The organism is Streptomyces sp. NPDC002838, assembly GCF_040295365.1.
Lineage (GTDB): Bacteria > Actinomycetota > Actinomycetes > Streptomycetales > Streptomycetaceae > Streptomyces.
In genome coordinates, this window is the sequence record NZ_JBEOVF010000078.1 from 19,014 (window position 1) to 39,215 (window position 20,202).

General features: G+C 67.6%; 13 protein-coding genes. 7 read left to right on the forward strand and 6 right to left on the reverse strand.

What is annotated here, in order from left to right; genetic code table 11:
• The first annotated feature begins 77 nt into the window (after window positions 1-77).
• The 3 genes from ABT063_RS47355 (at window position 78) to ABT063_RS47365 (ending at window position 2,896) form a co-directional block, all read left to right on the forward strand.
• Window positions 78-833, forward strand: coding sequence for a phytanoyl-CoA dioxygenase family protein (locus tag ABT063_RS47355; protein ID WP_351067519.1), 756 nt, complete (start codon window positions 78-80; stop codon window positions 831-833).
• Between the two features lie 486 nt (window positions 834-1,319).
• Window positions 1,320-1,826: an ATP-binding protein gene (locus ABT063_RS47360; protein ID WP_351067522.1), complete on the forward strand. Its 507-nt coding sequence runs from the start codon at window positions 1,320-1,322 to the stop codon at window positions 1,824-1,826.
• A 215-nt stretch (window positions 1,827-2,041) separates the two neighbouring features.
• Window positions 2,042-2,896: a GNAT family N-acetyltransferase gene (locus ABT063_RS47365; RefSeq protein ID WP_351067524.1), complete on the forward strand. Its 855-nt coding sequence runs from the start codon at window positions 2,042-2,044 to the stop codon at window positions 2,894-2,896.
• A gap of 459 nt (window positions 2,897-3,355) precedes the next feature.
• Here the strand turns inward: ABT063_RS47365 and ABT063_RS47370 are convergent, their stop codons facing one another.
• From ABT063_RS47370 to ABT063_RS47390, 4 genes are all read right to left on the reverse strand, one after another.
• Window positions 3,356-4,426 (reverse strand): phosphotransferase, encoded by a 1,071-nt coding sequence (locus ABT063_RS47370; protein WP_351067526.1) that lies wholly within the window; start codon window positions 4,424-4,426, stop codon window positions 3,356-3,358.
• A gap of 308 nt (window positions 4,427-4,734) precedes the next feature.
• Window positions 4,735-5,037, reverse strand: a complete 303-nt coding sequence (locus ABT063_RS47380) for a helix-turn-helix domain-containing protein (protein WP_351067528.1) — start codon at window positions 5,035-5,037, stop codon at window positions 4,735-4,737.
• A 429-nt stretch (window positions 5,038-5,466) separates the two neighbouring features.
• On the reverse strand, window positions 5,467-6,021 hold the full coding sequence (locus ABT063_RS47385) for a flavoprotein (protein WP_351067531.1): 555 nt from the start codon (window positions 6,019-6,021) through the stop codon (window positions 5,467-5,469).
• Between the two features lie 5 nt (window positions 6,022-6,026).
• Entirely contained in the window at window positions 6,027-7,277 is a 1,251-nt protein-coding gene (locus ABT063_RS47390) for a helix-turn-helix domain-containing protein (RefSeq protein WP_351067534.1), read from the reverse strand.
• Between the two features lie 781 nt (window positions 7,278-8,058).
• On the opposite strand from ABT063_RS47390, the gene ABT063_RS47395 reads away from it, so the two are divergent.
• From ABT063_RS47395 to ABT063_RS47405, 3 genes are all read left to right on the forward strand, one after another.
• Window positions 8,059-9,297, forward strand: coding sequence for a helix-turn-helix transcriptional regulator (locus ABT063_RS47395; protein ID WP_351067537.1), 1,239 nt, complete (start codon window positions 8,059-8,061; stop codon window positions 9,295-9,297).
• 743 nt (window positions 9,298-10,040) lie between these two features.
• Window positions 10,041-10,481: a helix-turn-helix domain-containing protein gene (locus ABT063_RS47400; RefSeq protein ID WP_351067553.1), complete on the forward strand. Its 441-nt coding sequence runs from the start codon at window positions 10,041-10,043 to the stop codon at window positions 10,479-10,481.
• 255 nt (window positions 10,482-10,736) lie between these two features.
• Entirely contained in the window at window positions 10,737-11,267 is a 531-nt protein-coding gene (locus tag ABT063_RS47405) for a proline dehydrogenase (RefSeq protein ID WP_351067538.1), read from the forward strand.
• Window positions 11,268-11,523: 256 nt separating this feature from the next.
• On the opposite strand, the gene ABT063_RS47410 is transcribed toward ABT063_RS47405, so the two are convergent.
• Both ABT063_RS47410 and ABT063_RS47415 read right to left on the reverse strand, forming a co-directional pair.
• Window positions 11,524-12,429: a hypothetical protein gene (locus tag ABT063_RS47410; protein ID WP_351067541.1), complete on the reverse strand. Its 906-nt coding sequence runs from the start codon at window positions 12,427-12,429 to the stop codon at window positions 11,524-11,526.
• Between the two features lie 444 nt (window positions 12,430-12,873).
• The gene (locus ABT063_RS47415; RefSeq protein WP_351067542.1) at window positions 12,874-18,210 is read right to left on the reverse strand and encodes a sacsin N-terminal ATP-binding-like domain-containing protein; all 5,337 of its coding nucleotides are present in this window, start codon (window positions 18,208-18,210) and stop codon (window positions 12,874-12,876) included.
• Between the two features lie 574 nt (window positions 18,211-18,784).
• Here ABT063_RS47415 and aspS point away from each other — a divergent pair.
• Window positions 18,785-20,107: an aspartate--tRNA(Asn) ligase gene (gene aspS, locus ABT063_RS47420; RefSeq protein WP_351067545.1), complete on the forward strand. Its 1,323-nt coding sequence runs from the start codon at window positions 18,785-18,787 to the stop codon at window positions 20,105-20,107.
• Window positions 20,108-20,202 lie beyond the last annotated feature (95 nt).

Genomic DNA, 20,202 nt, shown 5'->3' on the forward strand with positions numbered 1-20,202 from the left:
AGGTGCCCCCGCGGAATGTCAACGGTGGCAAAACAATTTGGTTGCTGCCGGCAGGCGCTGCCTGCTGCACTGACGGTATGGCGACGACGATCACCAGCGAGACGCGGACCGTGTTCCGCCGACAGGGGTTCGTGGTGATTCCCGGTGTGCTCGGCGGCGAGCAGATCACGGCAGGGCGCAAGATCGTCACTGCGCTGCTGGAGCAGCGCCCCTTCGCCGACGATCACGTCGGACCGTATTTCCTGTGGCCACGCTTCGCTGCGGAGGGTCATCCGCTGCTCGACTTCTACCGCGAGACCGGCATCGGGGAGCTCGCCGCCCAGCTGCTGCGTTCGGATCTCGTCGTCGAAGACCCGAATTTCGCGCAGGTGGCGACGACAATCCCGCCCTGGCCGCACCGGCCGGGCGGCCCGCACGTCGACGGCCTGACGCCGTGCGAACCGGACGGGCGCCCCGGCTCCTTCTCGCTGTTGGCCGGCGTATGGCTCACCGACCATGACCGGTCACACCGGGGGAACCTGTGGATCTGGCCGGGCACACATCTGCGATTCGGGCAGTACCTCGTCGAACGCGGTGCGGATGCCCTGGCACAGGTCGAGGAGATGAATCCGGGCCCGTACCCGAAGATCGAGCTCGGCGAGCCGCTGCAGGCGGTCGGCCCCGCCGGCAGCGTACTGTTCGCGCACTACCTGCTCGCACACAACATCGGCAACCACGACGGTACGGCCGACGGGCGGCGGCGCGAGACGGTGTATTACCGGCTCCACGCGGTCGGCCACCGGGAGCGCTGGCAGCAGGTGGTCACCAACCCACTCGCCGAATTCCGCGCATAGGGAGCGGTGCGGGGCGTCCGGGCTGGCGTTTGGTGTCGGTCAACCAGGTTTGGTTGGCCTCGCCCTGTCAAAGCGCCAGTCTTGCGTACGGGGCTCCGTCGCAAGATCGGGATCGAGCCCGTTCACGTGCACGCCGACACCGGGCCGAGTCTCACTGCGCGGGGCGCGGTTCCGGAGGGTACGGGGATCACTGCTGATCACTCGATTGTCGGGGTAGGCCGACTGCCAGCAGGCGTTCGTGGACCACGTCAGCGGCACGGAAACCCGAATGGCTCATTCTCAAATGACCATTGCGGTGGTGATATCACCTCAGGGATAGGGAGTCAGGCTGCCCGTGGTCCATGGTGGTCCTCCGCCACCTGCTGGGCTGTTGTCGGATTGCTTGGGTATCTGCGGACGCGCCCGGTGAAGTCGGCGAGCGATCCGCTCACTTATGGGAGATCGCGTCGATGCCCTAGCGCTCCCGCCCCGCGAGAGGTCACAGCCATGCCCCGGTTGCCCGGAGATTCGCCCTATGCGTTCACTGTCCAGCCCTCGGTCGAGGCGGTGCCAGCCGCGCGAGACCGTGTTGTCAACCGTGCGCAGCGGCTTGGGCTGGCCTTGGATAAGGAACTGAGCAACGACCTGCGGTTGCTCACCGGGGAAGTGGTCGCGAACTCGGTCACGCACACGCAGGCCGCGTGCGTGGTGTCCGTGCAGTGGACCGGAGAGCGGCTGCGCGTGGAAGTCACCGACGTTGACCCCACCTTGGTACGTGCGTCCCAGGCCGAGGCGATGGACGAAAACGGGCGGGGTCTCTTCCTCGTTGACGCATTGGCAACCGACTGGGGATCACAGCCTTGTACAGCGGGTAAGAAAACTTGGTTCGAACTGGCGATCCCCGCTTTCGTAGAGGAGACCGCAGCCGTGACCGCCTCACACTCTGATGCCGCTGCAGAGCATCCCGTGCCAATAACCAGTGCACCTGCACGAATCGAGCATCACGCAGCCTGAGCTGCCCCCACTCGCGCTGGTCTCCACCCTTACGCACCGCTATTGGCACACCTGTGGCGTCACGAGCGGACACATGCACGGCCGCCTGGCGACGGACCCGGAGCTGGAGTAGGCGGCGGGGTCACTGAGAGGAGGCGGCATCCTCACCGCGGCCCGTCGCCTCACCCCGTCGGAAAACTACGGGCGCAGTCCGTGAGCGCGCGGGATCATGAGGCATGCGCCCGGACGACTGGCACCTCACCGATGACGTCGACAGCTTCCTAGCCCGTGCAGGAGACTTCCTGCACTCGCGACCCGCCCTACACACCATCCCCCTGACGGTGACCGAGGCGCTGCGTACGCGCGGAGCACACGCATACGGCGCCGAAGGCCCTGTCTTCGGCATCCTGGAGAGGGCGGGCGAGGTCCGCGCGACCTACTTCCGCACCCCGCCCCACCGCCTGAACCTCACCCCCCTCACCCCCGCCGAGTCCGACGCCCTCGCCGCCCATCTGGCCGGCCTCGGCCTCCCCATTCCCGGCGTCAGCGCGGACCGCGACACCGCCGCCGCCTTCGCCGAGGCCTGGCAACGGCACACGGGAGCGACGCCAACACTCCACGAGCGTCAGCGGCTGTACCGCCTCGGCACGCTCACCCCGCCGGCGCCGCATCCGGAGGGCCGGGGCCGGGTCGCGGGCAAGCAGGACCGCGATCAACTCATGTGCTGGCACGGAGAGTTCGCCGCAGCCCTCGGAGCAGCCCCCTCCACGGACTCCGGCTCCTGGGCCGACACACGCATCGCCCACGGACGCATCACGTTCTGGGAGACCCCGGACGGCACCCCCGTCTCCATGGCGGGCGTGACCCCGATGGTCGCCGGCCAGATCAGGGTGGCCCCCGTCTACACCCCGGCCCACCTGCGCGGCCACGGCTACGCGGGCGCCGCGACGGGCGAGGTCAGCCGGGCTGCACTGGCGGCGGGCGCGGCCGAGGTGCTGCTGTTCGCGGACCTGGCCAACCCCACCAGCAACGGACTGTACCAGCGGGTCGGCTACCGCCCGGTGACGGACTTCGCGGTGTACGACTTCTAGGCACATCCGGCGGATCACGTCGACGGGAGGCGGCGGAGGCTTCTCAGTCGTGTGCCGAGACGACGCAGGGTTCATTGGGATCGGATGGGGCGCGGGTGAGCCGGGCCGGTGGATCGCGAGCATCATCCGGCTTCCCCGTCTCGTGTGCGGTCGTGCGGACCATCGTGGGAGATGTCGTGATGAAACCCTGCCCTTCGGCTACGGGGGAGACCGAAGGACAGGGCAGCTCTTCAGCAGGTCGACCGCGACATAGTCGACGCTGCTGTCGTCTCGTACAGGTCGCGAGGTGCCAGTATTTCAACCGCGAGGATCGGGCGCCTTCGGTGGCCCAACTTTGCACTCGAACAGGGACTTCGCACATTACGCACGTGATATTGCCGAGCGTGGCCAGATCGGTAGCGCCGTAGCCGAACCCGCCATCGCCTCGGCTGGTCGAAGTCGCACGGGTTGCCGCCCGACTCAGAACGTCCAGCTGCGCCGGTCGGACAGCCATCGCAGAGCGACTTCGCCGCACCAAGTCTGGTGCTGGCGAATGTATGGGGACCAGTCCGCTGGGGGCTGTGCTCCGGAGACCAGGAAGAAGCCCGAGAGTGCAGCCAGGGCTGAGTCGAGCTGCTCGTCGTCGACTCCACGGCCGGTGGGGTGGCTCCCGAAGAGGGGCGTGGCATCGTGCCCGTCGGCGTGCGCTGTGGCCAGGAGGAGCACCAGGTCGAACCAACTCGCTCCAAGACACGGCCAGTTCCAGTCGCAGATCCACGCGGATCCGTTCGTATCGAGCAGGACGTTGTCCTGACGTAGGTCATGGTGGAGGACTGCATGGCCTGCCACGGCTTGTCGCCAGTGGGTTTCCAGCTCGGCCAGGGCGTCGAGCCTGTTGGTAGGCACCCATTCCGGCAAGATGCTCGGGCTGGTGGCGCCTCCGGCGAGGTCACGCCAGTCCGCGAAATCGCTGCCGTCACCGATCGGCTTGAGCCCGACCTTCTGGAGTGCCGCCGAGGACGTGGAGAGCGCCTCGGCCTTGGTGGTGCATGCGTCGAGGGTTGAGGCAAGCTCGTCAGGCTTCCAGGGAGCGGCGGGCATGTGGCCACCGTGGATCGCGTCGAAGCCAAGGACGATCCATCCGTCTTCCGTCTCCTCAGTCCACCGCAGGCGGGGGGCCGGAACCTCAATCGGCAGGGCCTGGTTGATCAATGCCTCGCGCTGGTAGCAGGCGGCGATCACCGCGTTGTCGTTGGCGTTGACCGCCTTGACGAACTCGGGCTCGCCAACTCCACGGAGCACGGCGGCGAAACCGCTGGTGAACCCGCTTCCGGCGCTCGGTCCTGCGTCCACCACACCACCCAGGCGTCGGGAGATGAGCTGACGGATGTCCTGCGGGAGGTCGTCCCAGCGCGGGCGCACGGCAGTGGCGCTGTACTGGAGACGCGGGGTGATGATGTTCGGCATTCCGTCAGGGTGAGGGAAGTACATCGGTCTGCGCGACGGATTTCTCACGAGCACCTGGCAGGTCCACCCGGTGACGGCCAGCACCTCACTTGCGATGTGTAGGACGGATCAGCCATCGGTCATCACCCTCACGGTGTCTGCGGCGCCGCTGCCAGCCTCATCGCGGGATGTCCCCGCGGTTCCTGGCACACCGCCGCTGTACCCGGCTGAGCAGTATCGGCTCGAACGGCCGGATGGACGCTATTCGCCCGTGGAGCCCGCCATCCGGCGCGGTGTGGGTATCTGAATCTTCGGAACCGGACAGATGCCCGTTGTGCTACGGCGTTGTGATGGCTGCGAGGTTCCGGGCGGTGGTGCTGTCTTCGCAGGCGGCGGCGGTGAAGACAGCGAGGTCAGCGCCGCGAGAGAGCCGTCGACGCAGAGCCACGAAGCTCGTGATGGATGCTAGGCCGCAGCATCGGTCCGGTGAGTTCTGGCGGAGCTTGCAGACCATCCAGCAGTTGAATGATCTTGTCGATGTTGGTCAGCTTGCGGGCTCCGGACTCGAGCATCGACAGGAAGGCCTGACTCAAGCCGGTGATTGCGGCTATGTCGTCTTGGCGGATCCCACCGTGCTGTCTGATCAGCTGGCACATGCGCCCGAAGTCTCGGTTGACCAAGGCTTGCCGGACATCGGGTAACTGCCAGACGCCCATGGGGACGCTGCACGCTGTCCGTGCCTGGTGCCGGTTGTCGCGACTGCAACCGGCGCACAGGTCTTCCCTGTTGTACCGACTCAGACGGCATCGGCAGAGGCTGCAGAGCCGGGTGACACCAACAGGTGCGGGAGCGCTTCTCACGGCGTTCACGACGATGTGCTCCGTGCCCGACGGCGAGAGGGCAGCATCTGAAGAGTGTCGAGACGAGTAGTCACTGCCGGCCATCCCATCCGTGCGTGCGTTCGGGCAGCTCCTGGATGCGTCACCCAGGCCTTCGTGTCGGGGAGCGCCGTGCTCAATCCCTGATCGGGCACCCGTTGCCTCCGGTAGTCGGTGATGACCTCAGACTGGCGCCAGTCATAGCGAAGGACCCGGACAGACTGTCCGGGTCCAATTCCTCTTGGTTTTAGCATTATTGAAGGTTCGTCAGGAGATAACCCTGCTGGCCTCATTCAGTACCGCTACCCACGGGTACCGGCGCCCCGGCATCCCTGCCCGCGGCTCGGCGAGCGGCCACACCTCGTCTCCGTAGATCAACCGCACCCCTGAATCGTGAAGGGCTTTGATGTGCCCCTCCCATGCGGGGTGGCGAGTATGCGCGGCGTTCACCCGGGGCCAGACGACTACCGGGAGGTCCAATGTCCCGATGGCTTCGTTGACCTGTGTCAACGCCTGGTTGTCTGAGATACCTAGGGCGAGCTTGGCGACGGTGTTGGCACTGGCCGGGGCGACGACGTAGCAGTCGACTGGCGGATGCGGCCGGGAGTCACCCGGCAGGCGTGATTCGGCCCGTACGGGAAGGCCGGTCAGCCCTTCGAGCTCCGTCGTTTCCCCGCTCTCGCGGAGCCACTGACCTGCGGTCGGTGTGAGCGTGACCGCGACGGTCCAGCCCCGTTCGAGCGCCGGGACCACGAGCCCTGTACGCAGTTCCTCGATCCCGCCGGCACTCGATCCGACGACGCCCAGCACCTTGCCCTGCATCGAACTCACTGCACCGCCCTGCATCGTCGGGCCATCGCCAGCAGCTCGGACGAGTAGCTGCCGCCGGCGACCGGGGACTGTTTCCTCAGATCGCGAAGGGTCTCGCGTACGCGTGGATTGTTCCGCACGAGCTGCGGCGAGGTGCGTTCGGCCTCCCGCAACTCGCTGAAGGACTCGTCGACGCGACCCCTGAGGCAGAGGCCGCGAGCGTAGTCGATGCGATGGGACACGACGCGTTCCGCCGGCATGTGGGAAACGTCGATGCCTCCATGCTCGACGACGTACGGGATGTTCTCCAGGTCAAGCTCGATCGACAGGCGGTGCAGCTCGACATTCGTCGGACCGAAGCACGTCCGCCAGTGGTTCTCGTCGGAACCGAGCCGGTCGGCGAGCCGCTTCGCTTTCTCCAGTAGGGAGTTGGCGGTTGGGCGATCCTGGTGACGTGCGGCGGCCACAGCAGCTCGCAGATGAATCATGCCAAGCAGGCTCAAGGCGGCCGGGTCATAGTCGCGAACCTGACCGGCGAGCCAGGCCGCCGCGGTATCGCCGAGTTCGAGGGCGTCCTCGTAGCGCCCGTTGGCCAGCAGTGCGTGCGTACCGGAGCGTGCAGCGGACACAAGCGACAGCGGGTCCTCGGACTCGTCGGCGGCCCGCATGGCTCGCTCGGCCGCGAGCCACGACAGGTCGGACTCGCCCACCTTGGCGAGAGTGGTCGCCGCCAGGTGATGCGTACGAGCCGAGACGGCGAGGCCGCGTCTCCGCTGATCGCCATGCGGAAGGTCTTCCAGCTCCTGGGCGGTCCTCAGCAGACCGGGCAGGACGGCGATGACGTCGCCAAGGACGCCGGCCTGGTAGTCGCCCCAGCCTCGTTCGACGAAGACCTGCGCCTGGTCCGGCCGCGGCAACTGCCGCTCCGCCGTGGGACCGAACAGCAGCTTGGAGAGCCGCCGAGGGCTCATCAACGCATCGCGGACGGCCGGCACGTCGTCCATGTGCTTTTCCTCGTCCTCCAGGAGGACGGGCTGGCCCATCAAGTCGCCGAGCGGGACACGCAGTACACGAGCGAGCTCAGCGAGCTTGTCGATCCTGGGCGGCTTCCGCACGCCTCGCTCGATCTTCGACAGCCAGTCGGTGCTGTGACCGACGAGACCGGCGAGCACAGGCTGCGTATAGCCCCGGCGCTCGCGGTAGAACGCGATCCGCTCTCCGATGCTGAGGTGATCACCAAGACCACGCATGCGCGCTGCCTCCCCCACTTTGGTCCGTCATCCACGGTAGCGGCCGAGCAGGCCGCGAGATCAGCGAGCGATTCGGGCTGCGGTGCCGTGCTCAACTTCCGCTCTCGGGCCTAAAACAGGCCGGACACTTTGTCCGGCTACACCACGCTCGACCGAACTCCTCGGTCCAGAACTGTCCGGACTCGCACTCGGGACCCTCCAAGGCGACCGGCAAACCCTGCCTTCGCTGATGATGGTGGCCGGCGATCTCAGCGCAGTCCTAACCCAGCAGTACGACGGCGATCGAGAGGCACGCGAGTTCGTCCAGCACATGCGCAATCTGCACTCCCCCTGAGCTTTCGAAGGGATACGTGGCGGCATTGCCAAGTAGATGCTTCCGGCCAGCGTGGAGGGGTGCTGTGTTCGGTTCGCCGGTCAGCTGGATGTGCTCGTGCGCGGTGGAGGAGGAGCTGCCCCTCAAGCTCGAATCAGCAACTGAGCGCGAGGCTAGGACGTCACTGAGGGGTGAGCGAGACCGGACAATCTGTCCGTGGGTTTCTGCGCTCCACCTCTTGACGCGAGGCCAGTTCATCCCGGCTGGATCCAGCCCAACTGTCGCAAATGGGCCGATTGGTTCCGTTCCTGATGCGCCGCTCGGTTGGCGGATTGGGTTGTTGGCGACGGATGCTGCCTGCACATCGCCTGCGAGATCATCGGCAGCCGCCGGCGCCCTCGTAAACACTTGGCGACGCGCCCCGTCAGGAGCGGTCTTGTCCGTACCCTGATCTGAGTGCTCCGTCGCGAAGGGATTGATCCGCCCATGGCTGAGAATGTGACGCTGGGCGACCAGCTCCGAATAGCCCGCAAGATTCGGAGACTGTCTGTCGCTCAACTCGCTCAGAAAGTCGCCGTATCACCCAGCTACATCGAAAAGCTCGAATCCGGAAAACGGAAGGCGCCGCTTTCGTTGGTCTTGGCGCTCGCGAAGGCCCTGCACTTCGGCGTCGAGGTTCTCACGGGGCAGCCGTACTACGGTGAGCCGGAGGCCGAGGACGGCGTTCACGCGGTGATCCCGGAGCTCCGGCGGATCATGCTGTGCTACGACACACCCGACGAGCTGAATTCCACTCCCCGCGCATTGCCGGTGCTCGCTTCGGAGGTCGACCAGGTCGCGGCGCTGCGCCGCGACGCGCGGTACGCCCCTATGGGGCCGCTCCTGGCGCCGATCATCACCGAGCTGACGCATGTGGCGCTCAATGCCCAGGGCGATGAGGAGCGGACGGCTTTCTGGCATCTCGCCCGCGCCTACCGGGCGGTCAACTCTCTGGCGCACAAGTTGGGCCATCACGATCTCTCCACCACGTCGCTGGAGCGCGTCCGTTGGGCCGCGGACCAGTCCCGTGACCCGTTGATGCAGGTCACTGCCGCCTACCTGGTTACCGGCGCGATGCTCCGCCAGGGCGCCTACAGTTCCGCTCGCCGCAAGCTACTGGCACTGCGACGCGAGCTTGAGCGAATTCAGCCGGAACGCTCGTACACGGAGGACGCGCTCGCAGTGGACGGCGCTCTCCTGCTCAAGCTCGCCGTGCTCGAAGCGCGGGAGAACAACCCCGATCGTGCGAGCGACTACCTACGGGAAGCGGAGCAGGTGTCCAGGATGGCCGGCGACCGTGATTCCCTCGCGTACGAGATGTCGTTCGGGCCGACGAACATCCGCATCCATGAAGTGCACGCGATGATCGACATGGGTGACACGGAGCAAGCTCTGGCGCGGCTTGGAGAGTGGGCCCCCACCTCTGGCGGGGAGTGGATGCCGCCCTCAACGACGGTTGGCGAGCGGTCAAGCCACCACTTCATCGACGTGGCTTCGGCGAAGCTCACGACAGGGGACAGGGCAGGGGCGTTCGCTGACCTTCAGCGGGCGCGCAAGGTGGCACCGAACCACGTCAGGTTCCACCCGTCTGTCCGCGAGACGACGTCTGCCCTGCTGCGCCTGGAGACGCATCCTTCCAACGAGCTTTCTGCATTCGGGAGTTGGGCGGGACTTACCACAGCCTGACGATACGTCAAGGGGGTTCGTGGAAGGACCCCCCGGACAGTCTGTCCGCTCACGGAGCTTGCAGAATGGAATGGTCTTCTCACAACCAGTTGTGGGGAGACCATTCGCATGATGTCTGATGCTGACCCGAGAGCATCCGCCCCTCTGCCCCGATGGATGCCCATCGGCGAGGAGGCCGAACTGTGCGCCGCCGGGCAGTGGTGGGACGCCATTCGCACAGTCGAGGCCATCGGCCTCCGAGCGATGGCCATCCTCACCGACGCCGGCGAACCCATGGGCCCTGTGGTTCTCGCGCCTGAAGACCCGGAGCCTCGTCTCTACTTCCTCGTACCCGCGGGTGCCGCCGCGGATTGGGAAGAGCCGGGGACGGTCGCTCTTGGTTTGAAGTGCCACGTCATCGTTCCGCCAGCGGGCAAGACCGAGCCGCCCGGTCTCCACTGGCACAGGTTGCCCAGTTCTCCCAGGGCTCTCACACAACCCGCCGCGTTGCGCCGAGCCCTGAGTAAAGCGCGCAGAGAGCGCCGTGGGTCCACGGAAGACCCGGCCTCGTAGACCCCGCACGTTCGGACAGGAACAACCTCACTGCCGGTGCCGCCCAACGCACCAATAGGGCGACGCCCCCACTGTTCACGGACAACATCGGCCGGGGACAGCGCGAACGCGACCCATCGCCCCCATCGGTATCTCGGTTCACCAAGGAGAAGATCTCCGTGTCGGCACTCCGCACCGCCCAGGCGCCCGGGATGACGGGACATCTGCGTCGCTGTCACGGTTGCGGGTGCCACCTGAGTAGATACAACGACGACGCATACTGCAATGCATGCCTCCGCCTAGCGTGGAGGGAAGCGCCGGGGGCTCAACCGTGCGTACCGGAGCACGTCTGGGAGTCAAGTGAAGTCCAATTAGCCCTTCGGGAAAGAGACTTCGGGACTGTCTGCTTACTCGTCCGGAGACTCGGTTCGCTCCGGCAAGATGATCTGGCCACACTGACCGGCCTGAGCCAGGCCTTCCTGTCGATGCTGGAATCCGGAGTGCGCAGACTCACCAACATCGACAAGATCGTCCTGCTCCTCGAAGGCCTCGATGTGCCGATCGAGCTCACGGGCCCAATCCTTCGTGCCCCCAAAGCCCCCACCGCGCTCCCTCGCCAGCGAACCGCGGAGTCCGAGCTCGAGTCTGCGTAAGCCCTGCGGTGTGGTCTTCCTGGCAGAGACGTCGCCCTTTCGTGAAGGCGTCTCGGCTTACGGCCACCTCGAACCGCACTTCATTCCAGATTGGGATGTATGCAGAAAAGTGGTGATCGTGGGGCGCCCTCGCCTTGACCAGGAGTCCACCAGCTACCAGTACAGCCGGCCGACCTGACGCTCACCCCCGCCTCGCAACCTGGTTTCGCTTCTGGCTGCGCCTCAACTCGGCCTGGCGGTAGGCAGAATGGGGCCATGGATGCTGGACTCACCGCGCTGCTCGGCGCCGCTGTAGGCTCACTTGCCACCCTCGGCTCCGCGATGGTCACTGGGCGCGCGGCGGCGCGCTCGCAGTTCGGCCAGTGGCGCCGGCAGCACCGCCGGGACGCCTACGCGAACTACCTGGGCGCGGTGTACGACCGCGATGTCGCCCTGGACGCAGTGCGCGACGCGCTGCGGGCGGACCGGCCGGACCTGCGGGACGTCGACGAGAAGATGGAGCGCTTCGCAGCCCAGGTCCGCGGCGTCCACCGGGCCGCTGAGTTCGTCATCCTCGAGGGTCCGCCTTCCGTGGTGGAGGCGCTCTACGTTGTGGTCCGCGCGGCCGACGACCTCGCCGAGGTCATGCGACGGATGGTGCGTGATGCCCACGCGGAAGACACCTCCCGCAAGGCCGCGGACACCGCGCTCGCCGCCGAGCGGGAGCACGTGCTGTACCAGGCCGTGAAGGGCCTCCGAGCAGCGGCCGCCGACGTCCTCGGCGACAGCCGGATACGCGTCTACTAATAGTCACGCTCCTGAGCGCACCGGCGGTTCGCCAGGCGGAGGTCGTTCAGCACCGTGACCTGCTGCGCCGCTCGGTACGGGCTGGCCTGCGGAGTCAGGGGTCAAAAACACCCACCCATCGCGTAGCGACGCCGTAGGCGCCCTTGGCAAGGCGGCACTGCCCGCACACTCAACAAGCGTGCGGTCCCGGCCCCGTTGCCCCAGGCACCTCACTGGGGAACGAAGAGCAGCACTGGTCACTTTTTTTCTGAGGTTCTCATCCTGGGCGCCTGGTCGGTGGAGCGAGTTCCAGGATGTCTGCACGAAGCTGCCCACAGGCAGCCGCCGACTCCCGGCCAGCAGACAAGTGATGGGAGACCGTCCAGCCGTTCAAGCCATGGGAGAGAGCGGTGATGAATTCCTCTTCCCGCTGGCTTGGGCGCAGGGGGCTGCCGTTTACGGGGTTGAAACTGGAGAGCCGCAACAGGAGAAAGCGTCCGGCGTAGGGAGCGAGCAGATCGATCAGCGCCGCCTCATCCTCCGGTCTCGTGTTGTGCTCGCAAAGAACGTAGTTCAGCCGCACCGGGCGTATCTCAGCCACGGCCGCCCACAGAGGCAAGACGGTGGACGGGTCGTCCGCGCGTGGGATGACTACCCTGCGCTGAGCAGCATTGGCGCCATGCAGCGAGAACATGAAGCGATCCGGGAGCCAAGCCTTGGGTTTCAGGAGATTACGCACCCAAGCCTGCGGGGCGATGCTGGTCACCTTCACCTCCCGAGCCAACTCCCGGCCGACGATCGTTCTCGCGGCGGCGGTGACGTGAGTCCAGTTGGCGGCAGCATCCCCGACCCCGGCGAAATCAACCCAGACGAGGGGGCCTTGCTGTGTCCGCACTTCCTCATTCAGCTGCTCCACCGCAGAGGTAATCTCCTCCGTCTGTAGATTTCGAACGAAGGGCGTGCGGGCGAAGGTAGTGGCGCAGTGCGTGCAGCCATATCTGCATCCTGCTTGGGCCGACATGCACACTGAATAGGCCTGGTGCTCTCCCTCCCAGAGTTGCACGGCTTCGAAGGTAGCCCTGTCTGACGTCTTGAAGACGTACTTGATACTGCGGTCGGGCGCTTCCGACGGCAGGGTTGAGACTACCTCAACCGAATTCCCGGGCGCGGATATTCCTTCCATCGCGAGGGCTCCTTTCGCTGATTCGCTCGCGCAGGGTAGGTGATGGAAAGTCGGGACGATGGTTCGCCCGGTGTTCAAGCAGGTCGGCTTAGAATTGGCAATGATGTATGCCGAGTTGCGCAGATTGCCGACGCATTCGAGATCATTCTGACCCTTGGAGTGGGCGAATCCGCGCGAGGACCTGACCAACGCAGCGTAAAGCTTGATGACATCTGCCCAAAATCACTCCCGTGATATCTCCCAAGAAATCCCTGGCGAAAAGGTCCGCAGATCTGCTGGCACGGTGGGCCCTGCGGAGAGGTGGTGTGTGACCTGCCGGATGATCGGCATGTCGCGGCCCTGGGGGGCGGGGCGTCCTGGTCAGAGGGATGCAGTGCAGGGCCGGGAGCTCGTCAGGGATGCCCGGGCTCGATCCCCGGCACGCGGGACATCGTGCACTTCAGCTCACGGCCGTCGGCTGTTCCGCAGCGGCGAGCACTGATAGCGCAGACCCTTGCCCACGATCCGGAACCGCTCGCGACCGGCCGCCGAGAACGGGTTGGGCAGCTCGAACACCTGACGGTGCTCCGGGTCCAGGGCGGCGGTGATCAGCAGGATCCGGTACCGACCGCCACGCGCGTGGGTGCGCGCGGCATCCACCTCGGACGGCCCGAGCTCGAACTCCACGCGCTCGCCGACGGGTTCGCTCAGCGCCTTCACCTCGTACAGCCGTGTGGTGTCACGCCAGGCGACCTCGAAGTCGTACCCCAGGCTGTCCGATGCCTCCCGGTCGCCGTTGATGACCGCGGCGTACCCCGACCGCCAGCGCACCTCGGAGTAATGGCGCTGGAGCCAGGCTCGTGCCGCGACCTCCCCGACCAGACCGATGGCCGACCGCTGGTCCTCACTCACCTGGTGCAGACGGGCCACGACCACCCGCGACGTGCCGGAACTCCCGCCCCGCCCGGGCTGGGTCACCGGCGCGACCGTGTCCAGGCGTACCTTGCCGGACTGGGCAAGGAAGGCCTCGTCGACGGTCCTGGAGGCTAGGTCCGCGATGGCCGAGAAGTGGTCGCGTCCCACGGCGACCTCCTTCTCGCCGATCATGATCGTGGCCGGGCCCGCCCCGCGTGATCCGGCGGTGCCCTGCGCTGGTTCGGTCCGGGGCGCCAGGTCGGCGGGGGTGAGGCCGAGGAGCCCCGCGTCGGCGGTGAGCGGCATGCCGGTCGGCCAGCCCACACCGCGCCGCACCACGTCGAGCAGTTGTCCCTCGCTCAGCTCGATGAGGTCGCTCAGGCCGGAGCCGTCGAGGAAGGTCCGCGCCTCCAGCAGGGGCGCGCCCTGCCAGCCGGTCGGTACGGGTGCTCCGTGCCGGCGGCACCAGGCGGACACCAGCCGGGCCAGCGCCGGAACCAGGGGGTCCAGTGCGGCGGTGTTGAGTTCGCGGAGCCGGTCGACGGGCGGGAGATCGGTGGTTCGGCCGAGATCGTCGTCGGCGCCGTGCGAGCGCAGCCAGGCCTGTGTCCTGGCCCGCATCTCGTCCTCGGGCGGGGTGACGAACCGGGGCAGCCAGTCGGGGTCGGGCAGCAGGTCGTGGAGTCGACGGGCCCCGGCGTACGCGGAGAGGTCCGCGCCGTCGCGGGCCGCCGCCACGTACCGTTCCCGCAGCCGGTCCACCAGGGTGCCGGCGTGGCCGCGTACGAAGTCGCCGAAGGCCTGCTCGTGGAGATCGGGGTGGGAGTAGGGGGCGTAGCCGGGGCCGAGCGTGGTGAGCGCCTCGTTGAAGCGCTGGAAGTCCAGGCCCAGTTCGTCGCGGAGTTCGGCCGGTGTGGTGCAGGAGCGGGCGAGGGCGACGAGTTCGGCGGCCGGTACGGGCAGCGAGGCGGTGTACCGGTCGACGATCTGGACGAGTTCGTCCTCGCCTGCCGCGCGGTCGAGCGTCCGCACCGCCTCCTCGTCCCATGCGGAGCCGAGGAGACAGCACAGGACCGGGCGCAGCAGCCGTACCGTGTCGTGCACGTCTCCCGTGAGATTGCGTCTGATCTCGGCGACCTTGGCCTCGGTCGTGTCCAGTGCCATCGCCAGGGTGCGGTCGTCGATCCTTTCAGGATCATGGGTGTCGAGCTGCCGTTCCAGCTTGACCAGGACCAGCTCCAGCGCGTCCTGCAGCCCCGGCCTGCCCAGCAGTTGGGCGAGCGCGGACGTGCACGCCTGCAGTTCGTCCCAGCCCTCCTCGCTGCGCCAGACGACGACCGTGGGATGGTCGGCGTCCGGCAGCGGCAGCGCGCGGGTGGTGGGCGGTGGTTCGGTGAGCACGCCCGAGATGACGACCTCCACCTCGTCGGCGCGGACGACGCGCACGGTGCGCAGCCGCTCCAGCAGGGCCCGCACACCGCGCTCGCTGCGGCGCAGGAACGACCCGGACTTCAATTCCACGGCTAGGGCCACCACCGTGACCAGCCAATCCCTGCCGTCGATGAGCGTGTCGGCGTGTCCGCTGGGGGTGATCGGTGTGCCGTCGCGGTGGCGGACCCGCACATCGGTCGCCGACGTGCGCAGGGTGCGGACGCCGTGGGCGTCGGCCATCTCCACGATGGCGTCCCCGCTCTCCGGTCCGGCGACCAGGACGGGATGGCCCGCCAGTTCGACGAGTGCCTCCTTCAGCGGCGCCTGCTCGTCGCAGACGTGCACGGCCACGTCCTCGGCCGTCGGTACGAAGGTGCCGAGGGCGTTGCCGCGACTGACCACGAGCCGTACCTCCTCACCGGTGAGCCACGGCCAGCGGGTGTTCTGCGCGAGGTGCGACCACGCCCGCCCGTAGTGCTTCTTGAAGGAGACGCTCAGGTGCGTCGGCACGTCTCCCCGGTGGAGGATCTCGCCGAGGTGCTTGACGGCCGCTCCGGCGTGCCGAGGGTCCTCCCAGCTCCGCAGCCCGCACCGGCGCAGCCGGGCGGCCGCGATCCTGTCGGTGAGAAGCCGCCGGGTCGGCAGCGGCAACGAGGGGACGAAGCCGGGTAGTTCCCCGTCGGTGCTGAACCACGCCTCGCCGGGCGTGACGAAGACCGGGCCGTCCGACTCGGCGTCCTCCACCGGAAGCCAGGGCGTACGCCGCAGGAAGGACGCGAACGGTGTGGGCCAGGAGTGCTCGTCCCTCTTGTGCGGGTGCTCGGGCCGGTACACGGTGACGTCGAACACCTCGTCGCCCCAGGTGCGGAACCCTAGGATGAGCAGTTCGGCGAACTCCCGCCGTGCGGTGGGGCCGAGGTTCGCCACCTCGGTCGCTCCCGGGAGATGGGCCAGTGGCCGCTGGAACGCGTAGGGCGTCCACGGGTGGGCGAACTTGGTCCACCGGGACCGTACGTCCGCCGTCCACACAGGCCCCAGGTCGTCGCCGAGGCCGAACCGCTGGGCCAGGCCACGGGGTGCCAGATCGTTCCCCTGCTGGGCTCCCAGGCGGTCCCCGACAACGGACAGCCGCAGTCCGTCGACCACGCCGACGGCCGTGAGGAATTCGAGGTACGCCTCCCGGTCCCGGACCGGCGCGGGCCAGTCGTCGGGGCCGCTGATCCAGTGCCGCCGCTGGTCCGCCAGCTCGGGGATCCGGGAACCGCCCGCTTTGAGGAACCTCTCCAGCCGTTGCGCGCCTTCGGTGCCCCAGCCTGGTGAGTACGAGCAGCGTGCCGCCCTCGCCCAGCCGCCGTCGGCGAGCGGCACCCGGAAGGCGATCCGCGACAGCCGGTCGCGCTGCCCCGGCGTGAGCGCCGGGAACTGCCGCAGGGCGAAGGTGAGGGCGTCGCGGCTGAGGGCCTCCGAGGGTCGTGCCCCGAGCAGGTCGTGCAGCGCGTCGAGGACCTGGTCCAGCTGGTAGGAACGGACTAGCCCGCCCCGCAGCAGGAAGTCCCGTCCGGGGCTCTCCCAGGTGATGTCGGGGTGGGTGAAGGCGATACGGCGGCGCAGCGCCTTGAGGTCGCCGGGGACGCGGGTGCCGGCGTCGTCGTGCTCGTCCCCGGGGTGGAAGAAGACGGTGCCTTCCTTTTGGCCCTTCTTTCCCTGCTCCGCCGCACCGCCGAGCGCCGGCCGCAGGCCGCCGTCCTGGTCGAGGACGATCCGTCGACCCCGCAGCGCGGTGTGCTGGCCGGTGAAGGCCTGGGCGAGGTCGTTGTAGAAGTCCGCCCAGCGCGGGCTCGGCGACTCGCCGCCTTCTGCCCGGATCTCCTCGGCCACCGCCTCGGCCCAGTCGGCGGTCCTGAGCAGCGGAGGACGCAGGGCCCGGGAGACGACCGCCTTGGCCAGCCGGTCGGCACGGGCGTGCCGGACCTGGCCCGCGGAGGCGGCCAGCAGATGGGCTCCTGCCCTGGCGAGCGCCCCGGCGGTGAGGACCCGCCAGGGGCGTCGGCCGTCCGGCCAGGCGTAGGTGTCCCTCAGAGTGCCCCAGGACTCCCCGCCCTCCAGGGGGAGGAACGGCTCGACGGCGAGCCGCCCGTCCACCGCCTTGCCGAGGCGGGCCGGAGTGTCCCAGCACATGAGGTCGAGGACGAGGTCCCCGGCGCGGGCGTGCGGGGTCTCGGTACGCAGGCGTCTGGCCGATTCCACGCAGAGAACCGCCAGTTGGTCGAGCAGCAGATCGTTGAGGGCCACCGCCTCGCTGATGTCGAGCCGGGCGAGCTTGGTGAAGAACGGCGCGTGGGCGTGGCCCGGGAACGGCGCGGAGGACGCCTCCGACATCGGGATGAAAGTGTACATCCGGCCGTTCCGCGACAGCGGCCGGTCCAGTCGGAGCGCGACACCGACCCACGCCTCGCCCTGCCAGTCCAGCCATTTCGCGTCGATCCCGTGGACCTCGACGCTGCGCTCGATCGCCACGCGCAGCGCCTCGGCGTCCAGGGTCCGCCGTGCCAGCAGATACCGCCCGGCGTCACCGAGGTCGACCTCGCTGATCCAGTCCGCGGCCCGGGACGCGACCATGTCGCAGGGGCGTTGGGCACGTGACAGCACATGTCGTGTGCCGTCCTCGGCCCCGTCACGGATCTCCACGACCAGTTCCCGTACGCGGTCGAGGAAGAGCAGCAGGGGCGCCTCGTCGTCCACCACGTTCTCGGCCTGCGCCACGACGAGGCTCCAGGCGTGGTCGTTGCGCAGCGGCAGTCGTACGACGGTCGCGTAGCCGTCCGTGGCGAGTTCCTTGAGCACGGGGTCCGCGGCCTCGGCGGGCACCGGCAGTGCCAGCGGGGAGACATCCTTGATCACCCGGGCGGCGAGGGCCGGGTCGTCGACGACGGCGTGGATGTCGTCCGGTCGGGCGAAACGGAAGCAGTAGCCGTCGAACGAGTCGGAGGCGGGCGACGCCTTGGAGTAGATCTCCGGCCAGTCGGTCAGCTGCAGCACACTGCGGAAGCCGAGCCCCTTGTTGCCGATGCCCTCACCGGCTTCCTTGCTGGAGAGGGCCAGTTCGGTGATGGCCTTGAAGTTCTCCACGGTGAATCCGGTGCCTTCGTTGGCGACGTACAGGACACCGCCGCCGTCCTGGTGGCGGGTCGCCAGCACGGCGATCCTGCCGGTGCCGCCCGCGGCCAGGGCGTCGTGTCCGTTCTGGATGAGCTCCAGGATGGTGCGGCCCTCGTACTCCTTGGCCGTGTCCTCGCTGACGGACTTCAGGCTCTCGGCGAAGCGCCAGTCTCCTCCCGCCCCGTCGAAGATCTCGATCCGCCGTCGTGTCAGGGCGGTGATCGCGTCCCCGAACCCCGCCCCTGATCCGCTGCCTTGCGTCGGTGTAATGGCCGTTCCCCCTCGCTGAACCGGCATGCCTGTGCGTGCCTGCCGGGAATCGTGCTCATCAGTGTGTCCGGAAGGGGGCACCAGCCACGTTTTCCGGCCAATTCCTTGAAAGCTCACATGTCGATGCGAAAGGGGGGTGGGGCCGGCTGCGTCCCCTGCGACGTCCGGGCACCCTCAGATGTGGTGAACGGCGGGACGACTGAAAGAAGCCCTTCGGCAGCCCGAATTGTCAGAGGCGGGTGCTAGAAGGTGGCCGATTGGTGTCAGGCTGCCTCGTTCGCGTGATCTTGCTGTCGTATCCCTGCCAGCCCCGCTATGCTCAACAGCAACGCGTTGAAGGAGACGAGTAGCTGCGGGATCACGCAAGCAGAGAGAGCCGCTGGTAGCTGGGAAGGCGGCCTTGCGCCCCGAGGTGAAGACCCTCCTGAGCGCGGGGAGGAACGGCCTCACGGAAGGCCTAATGCCCCGCCGGCTGGCCCCCGTCATCGGGCACGAATGAGGCTGTGGCTCTTTGAGCTGCGGTAAAGGCGCGGTGGCACCGCGAGTACCCTTCTCGTCCGCGCCCCCAAGGGATCATGACGACGCCCCTTGGAGGGCTGCGATGATCCACACGACTAGCCGTGTACTGGTGTCCGACCTGCGAGAACACGTCGGGCAGACCGTTTCTGTGTCGGGCTGGGTGAACACGCTCCGCCTGCAGCGCAAGATGCAATTCGTCGTGGTGCGTGACCACACCGGCATGGTTCAGGTCACCCACAAACGCGGCGGCGAAGGTGACGAGGTTGAGGCCGCGCTGGAGGGGCTGACACCTGAGTCCGCGGTCCGGATCACCGGTCGCGTGGTGGACAACCCGATCGTGAAACTCGGCGGCCTGGAGATCCTCCCGGAATCAGTCGAGGTTCTGAACCGGGCAGAAACACCACTACCCATCGACGACCAGACCGGACTCGAACATCGCCTGGACTGGCGGTTCCTGGACGTACGGCGCCGGCCCCAGGCGCAGCTGCTGTTCGCTGTGCAGACCACCTTCGAGCAAGGGATGCGCGAGTACGCCTATCGGCAGGGGTGCACCGAGATGCACACCCCGAAGCTGATGGGCACCGCCTCGGAATCGGGCGCTGAGGTATTCAAGCTCGGCTACTTCGACCGCTCCGCCTACCTGGCACAGTCGCCTCAGTTCTTCAAGCAGATGGCGATCTCGGCCGGTGTCGACAAGGTCTTCGAGATCGGGCCCGTCTTCCGCGCCGAGCCGTCGTTCACCTCCCGGCACGCCACCGAATTCACGGGCGTGGATGTGGAGTTGGCGTGGATCGACGGGGTCGAGGACGTGATGGTGTTCGAGGAGCAGATGCTTGCTCATGCCATCGCCAAGGTCGCCGACGCACACGGTGAGGCGATCCAGGAGACGTTCGGCGTCGAAGTCACGGTGCCGACAACGCCGTTCCCGCGGATCACGATGGCTGAGACGCAGGAGATCCTGCGGGCCAAGGGCTGGGACCCGGCCGGCGTGAAAGAGGACCTGGACCCGGAGGGCGAGCGCGGGGTCGCAGCGCACATCAAAGAGCAGACCGGCCACGAGTGGGTGTTCGTCACGCACTATCCGACAAGCATCCGGCCCTTCTACCACATGCGGCCGGCGGACGACCCGGGTGTGACGCTCAGCTTCGACCTGCTGTGGAAGGGCCTGGAGGTCACGACCGGAGCGCAGCGCGAGCACCGCTACGACGTGCTCTTGAAGCAGGCTGCGGAGAAGGGCATGAGCACCGAGCCGCTGCAGGACTACCTGAACGCCTTCCGGTACGGATGCCCGCCACACGGCGGTCTGGGCATGGGGCTCGGGCGGGTCCTGATGGTGATGCTCGGCCTCGACTCGATTCGGGAGGCCACGTTCCTGTTCCGTGGCCCGAACCGGCTCACCCCGTAGTAACGCCAACGGTCGGGGGGGGGCGCGCCCCCGGTTGCGGGTTCGGGGGCCGCCCCGAGGGTGTCTAAGGCTAATGGTTATGAAGAATAAAAACA

Bases quoted from the DNA above. Each gene is read 5' to 3' on its own strand.
- ABT063_RS47355 (WP_351067519.1), top strand. From the start codon at position 78: ATGGCGACGACGATCACCAGCGAGACGCGGACCGTGTTCCGCCGACAG.
- ABT063_RS47395 (WP_351067537.1), top strand. From the start codon at position 8,059: ATGGCTGAGAATGTGACGCTGGGCGACCAGCTCCGAATAGCCCGCAAG.
- ABT063_RS47410 (WP_351067541.1), bottom strand. From the start codon at position 12,429: ATGGAAGGAATATCCGCGCCCGGGAATTCGGTTGAGGTAGTCTCAACC.
- ABT063_RS47405 (WP_351067538.1), top strand. From the start codon at position 10,737: ATGGATGCTGGACTCACCGCGCTGCTCGGCGCCGCTGTAGGCTCACTT.
- ABT063_RS47400 (WP_351067553.1), top strand. From the start codon at position 10,041: ATGACGGGACATCTGCGTCGCTGTCACGGTTGCGGGTGCCACCTGAGT.
- ABT063_RS47360 (WP_351067522.1), top strand. From the start codon at position 1,320: ATGCCCCGGTTGCCCGGAGATTCGCCCTATGCGTTCACTGTCCAGCCC.
- ABT063_RS47385 (WP_351067531.1), bottom strand. From the start codon at position 6,021: ATGCAGGGCAAGGTGCTGGGCGTCGTCGGATCGAGTGCCGGCGGGATC.
- aspS (WP_351067545.1), top strand. From the start codon at position 18,785: ATGATCCACACGACTAGCCGTGTACTGGTGTCCGACCTGCGAGAACAC.
- ABT063_RS47380 (WP_351067528.1), bottom strand. From the start codon at position 5,037: ATGGGCGTCTGGCAGTTACCCGATGTCCGGCAAGCCTTGGTCAACCGA.
- ABT063_RS47415 (WP_351067542.1), bottom strand. From the start codon at position 18,210: ATGCCGGTTCAGCGAGGGGGAACGGCCATTACACCGACGCAAGGCAGC.
- ABT063_RS47365 (WP_351067524.1), top strand. From the start codon at position 2,042: ATGCGCCCGGACGACTGGCACCTCACCGATGACGTCGACAGCTTCCTA.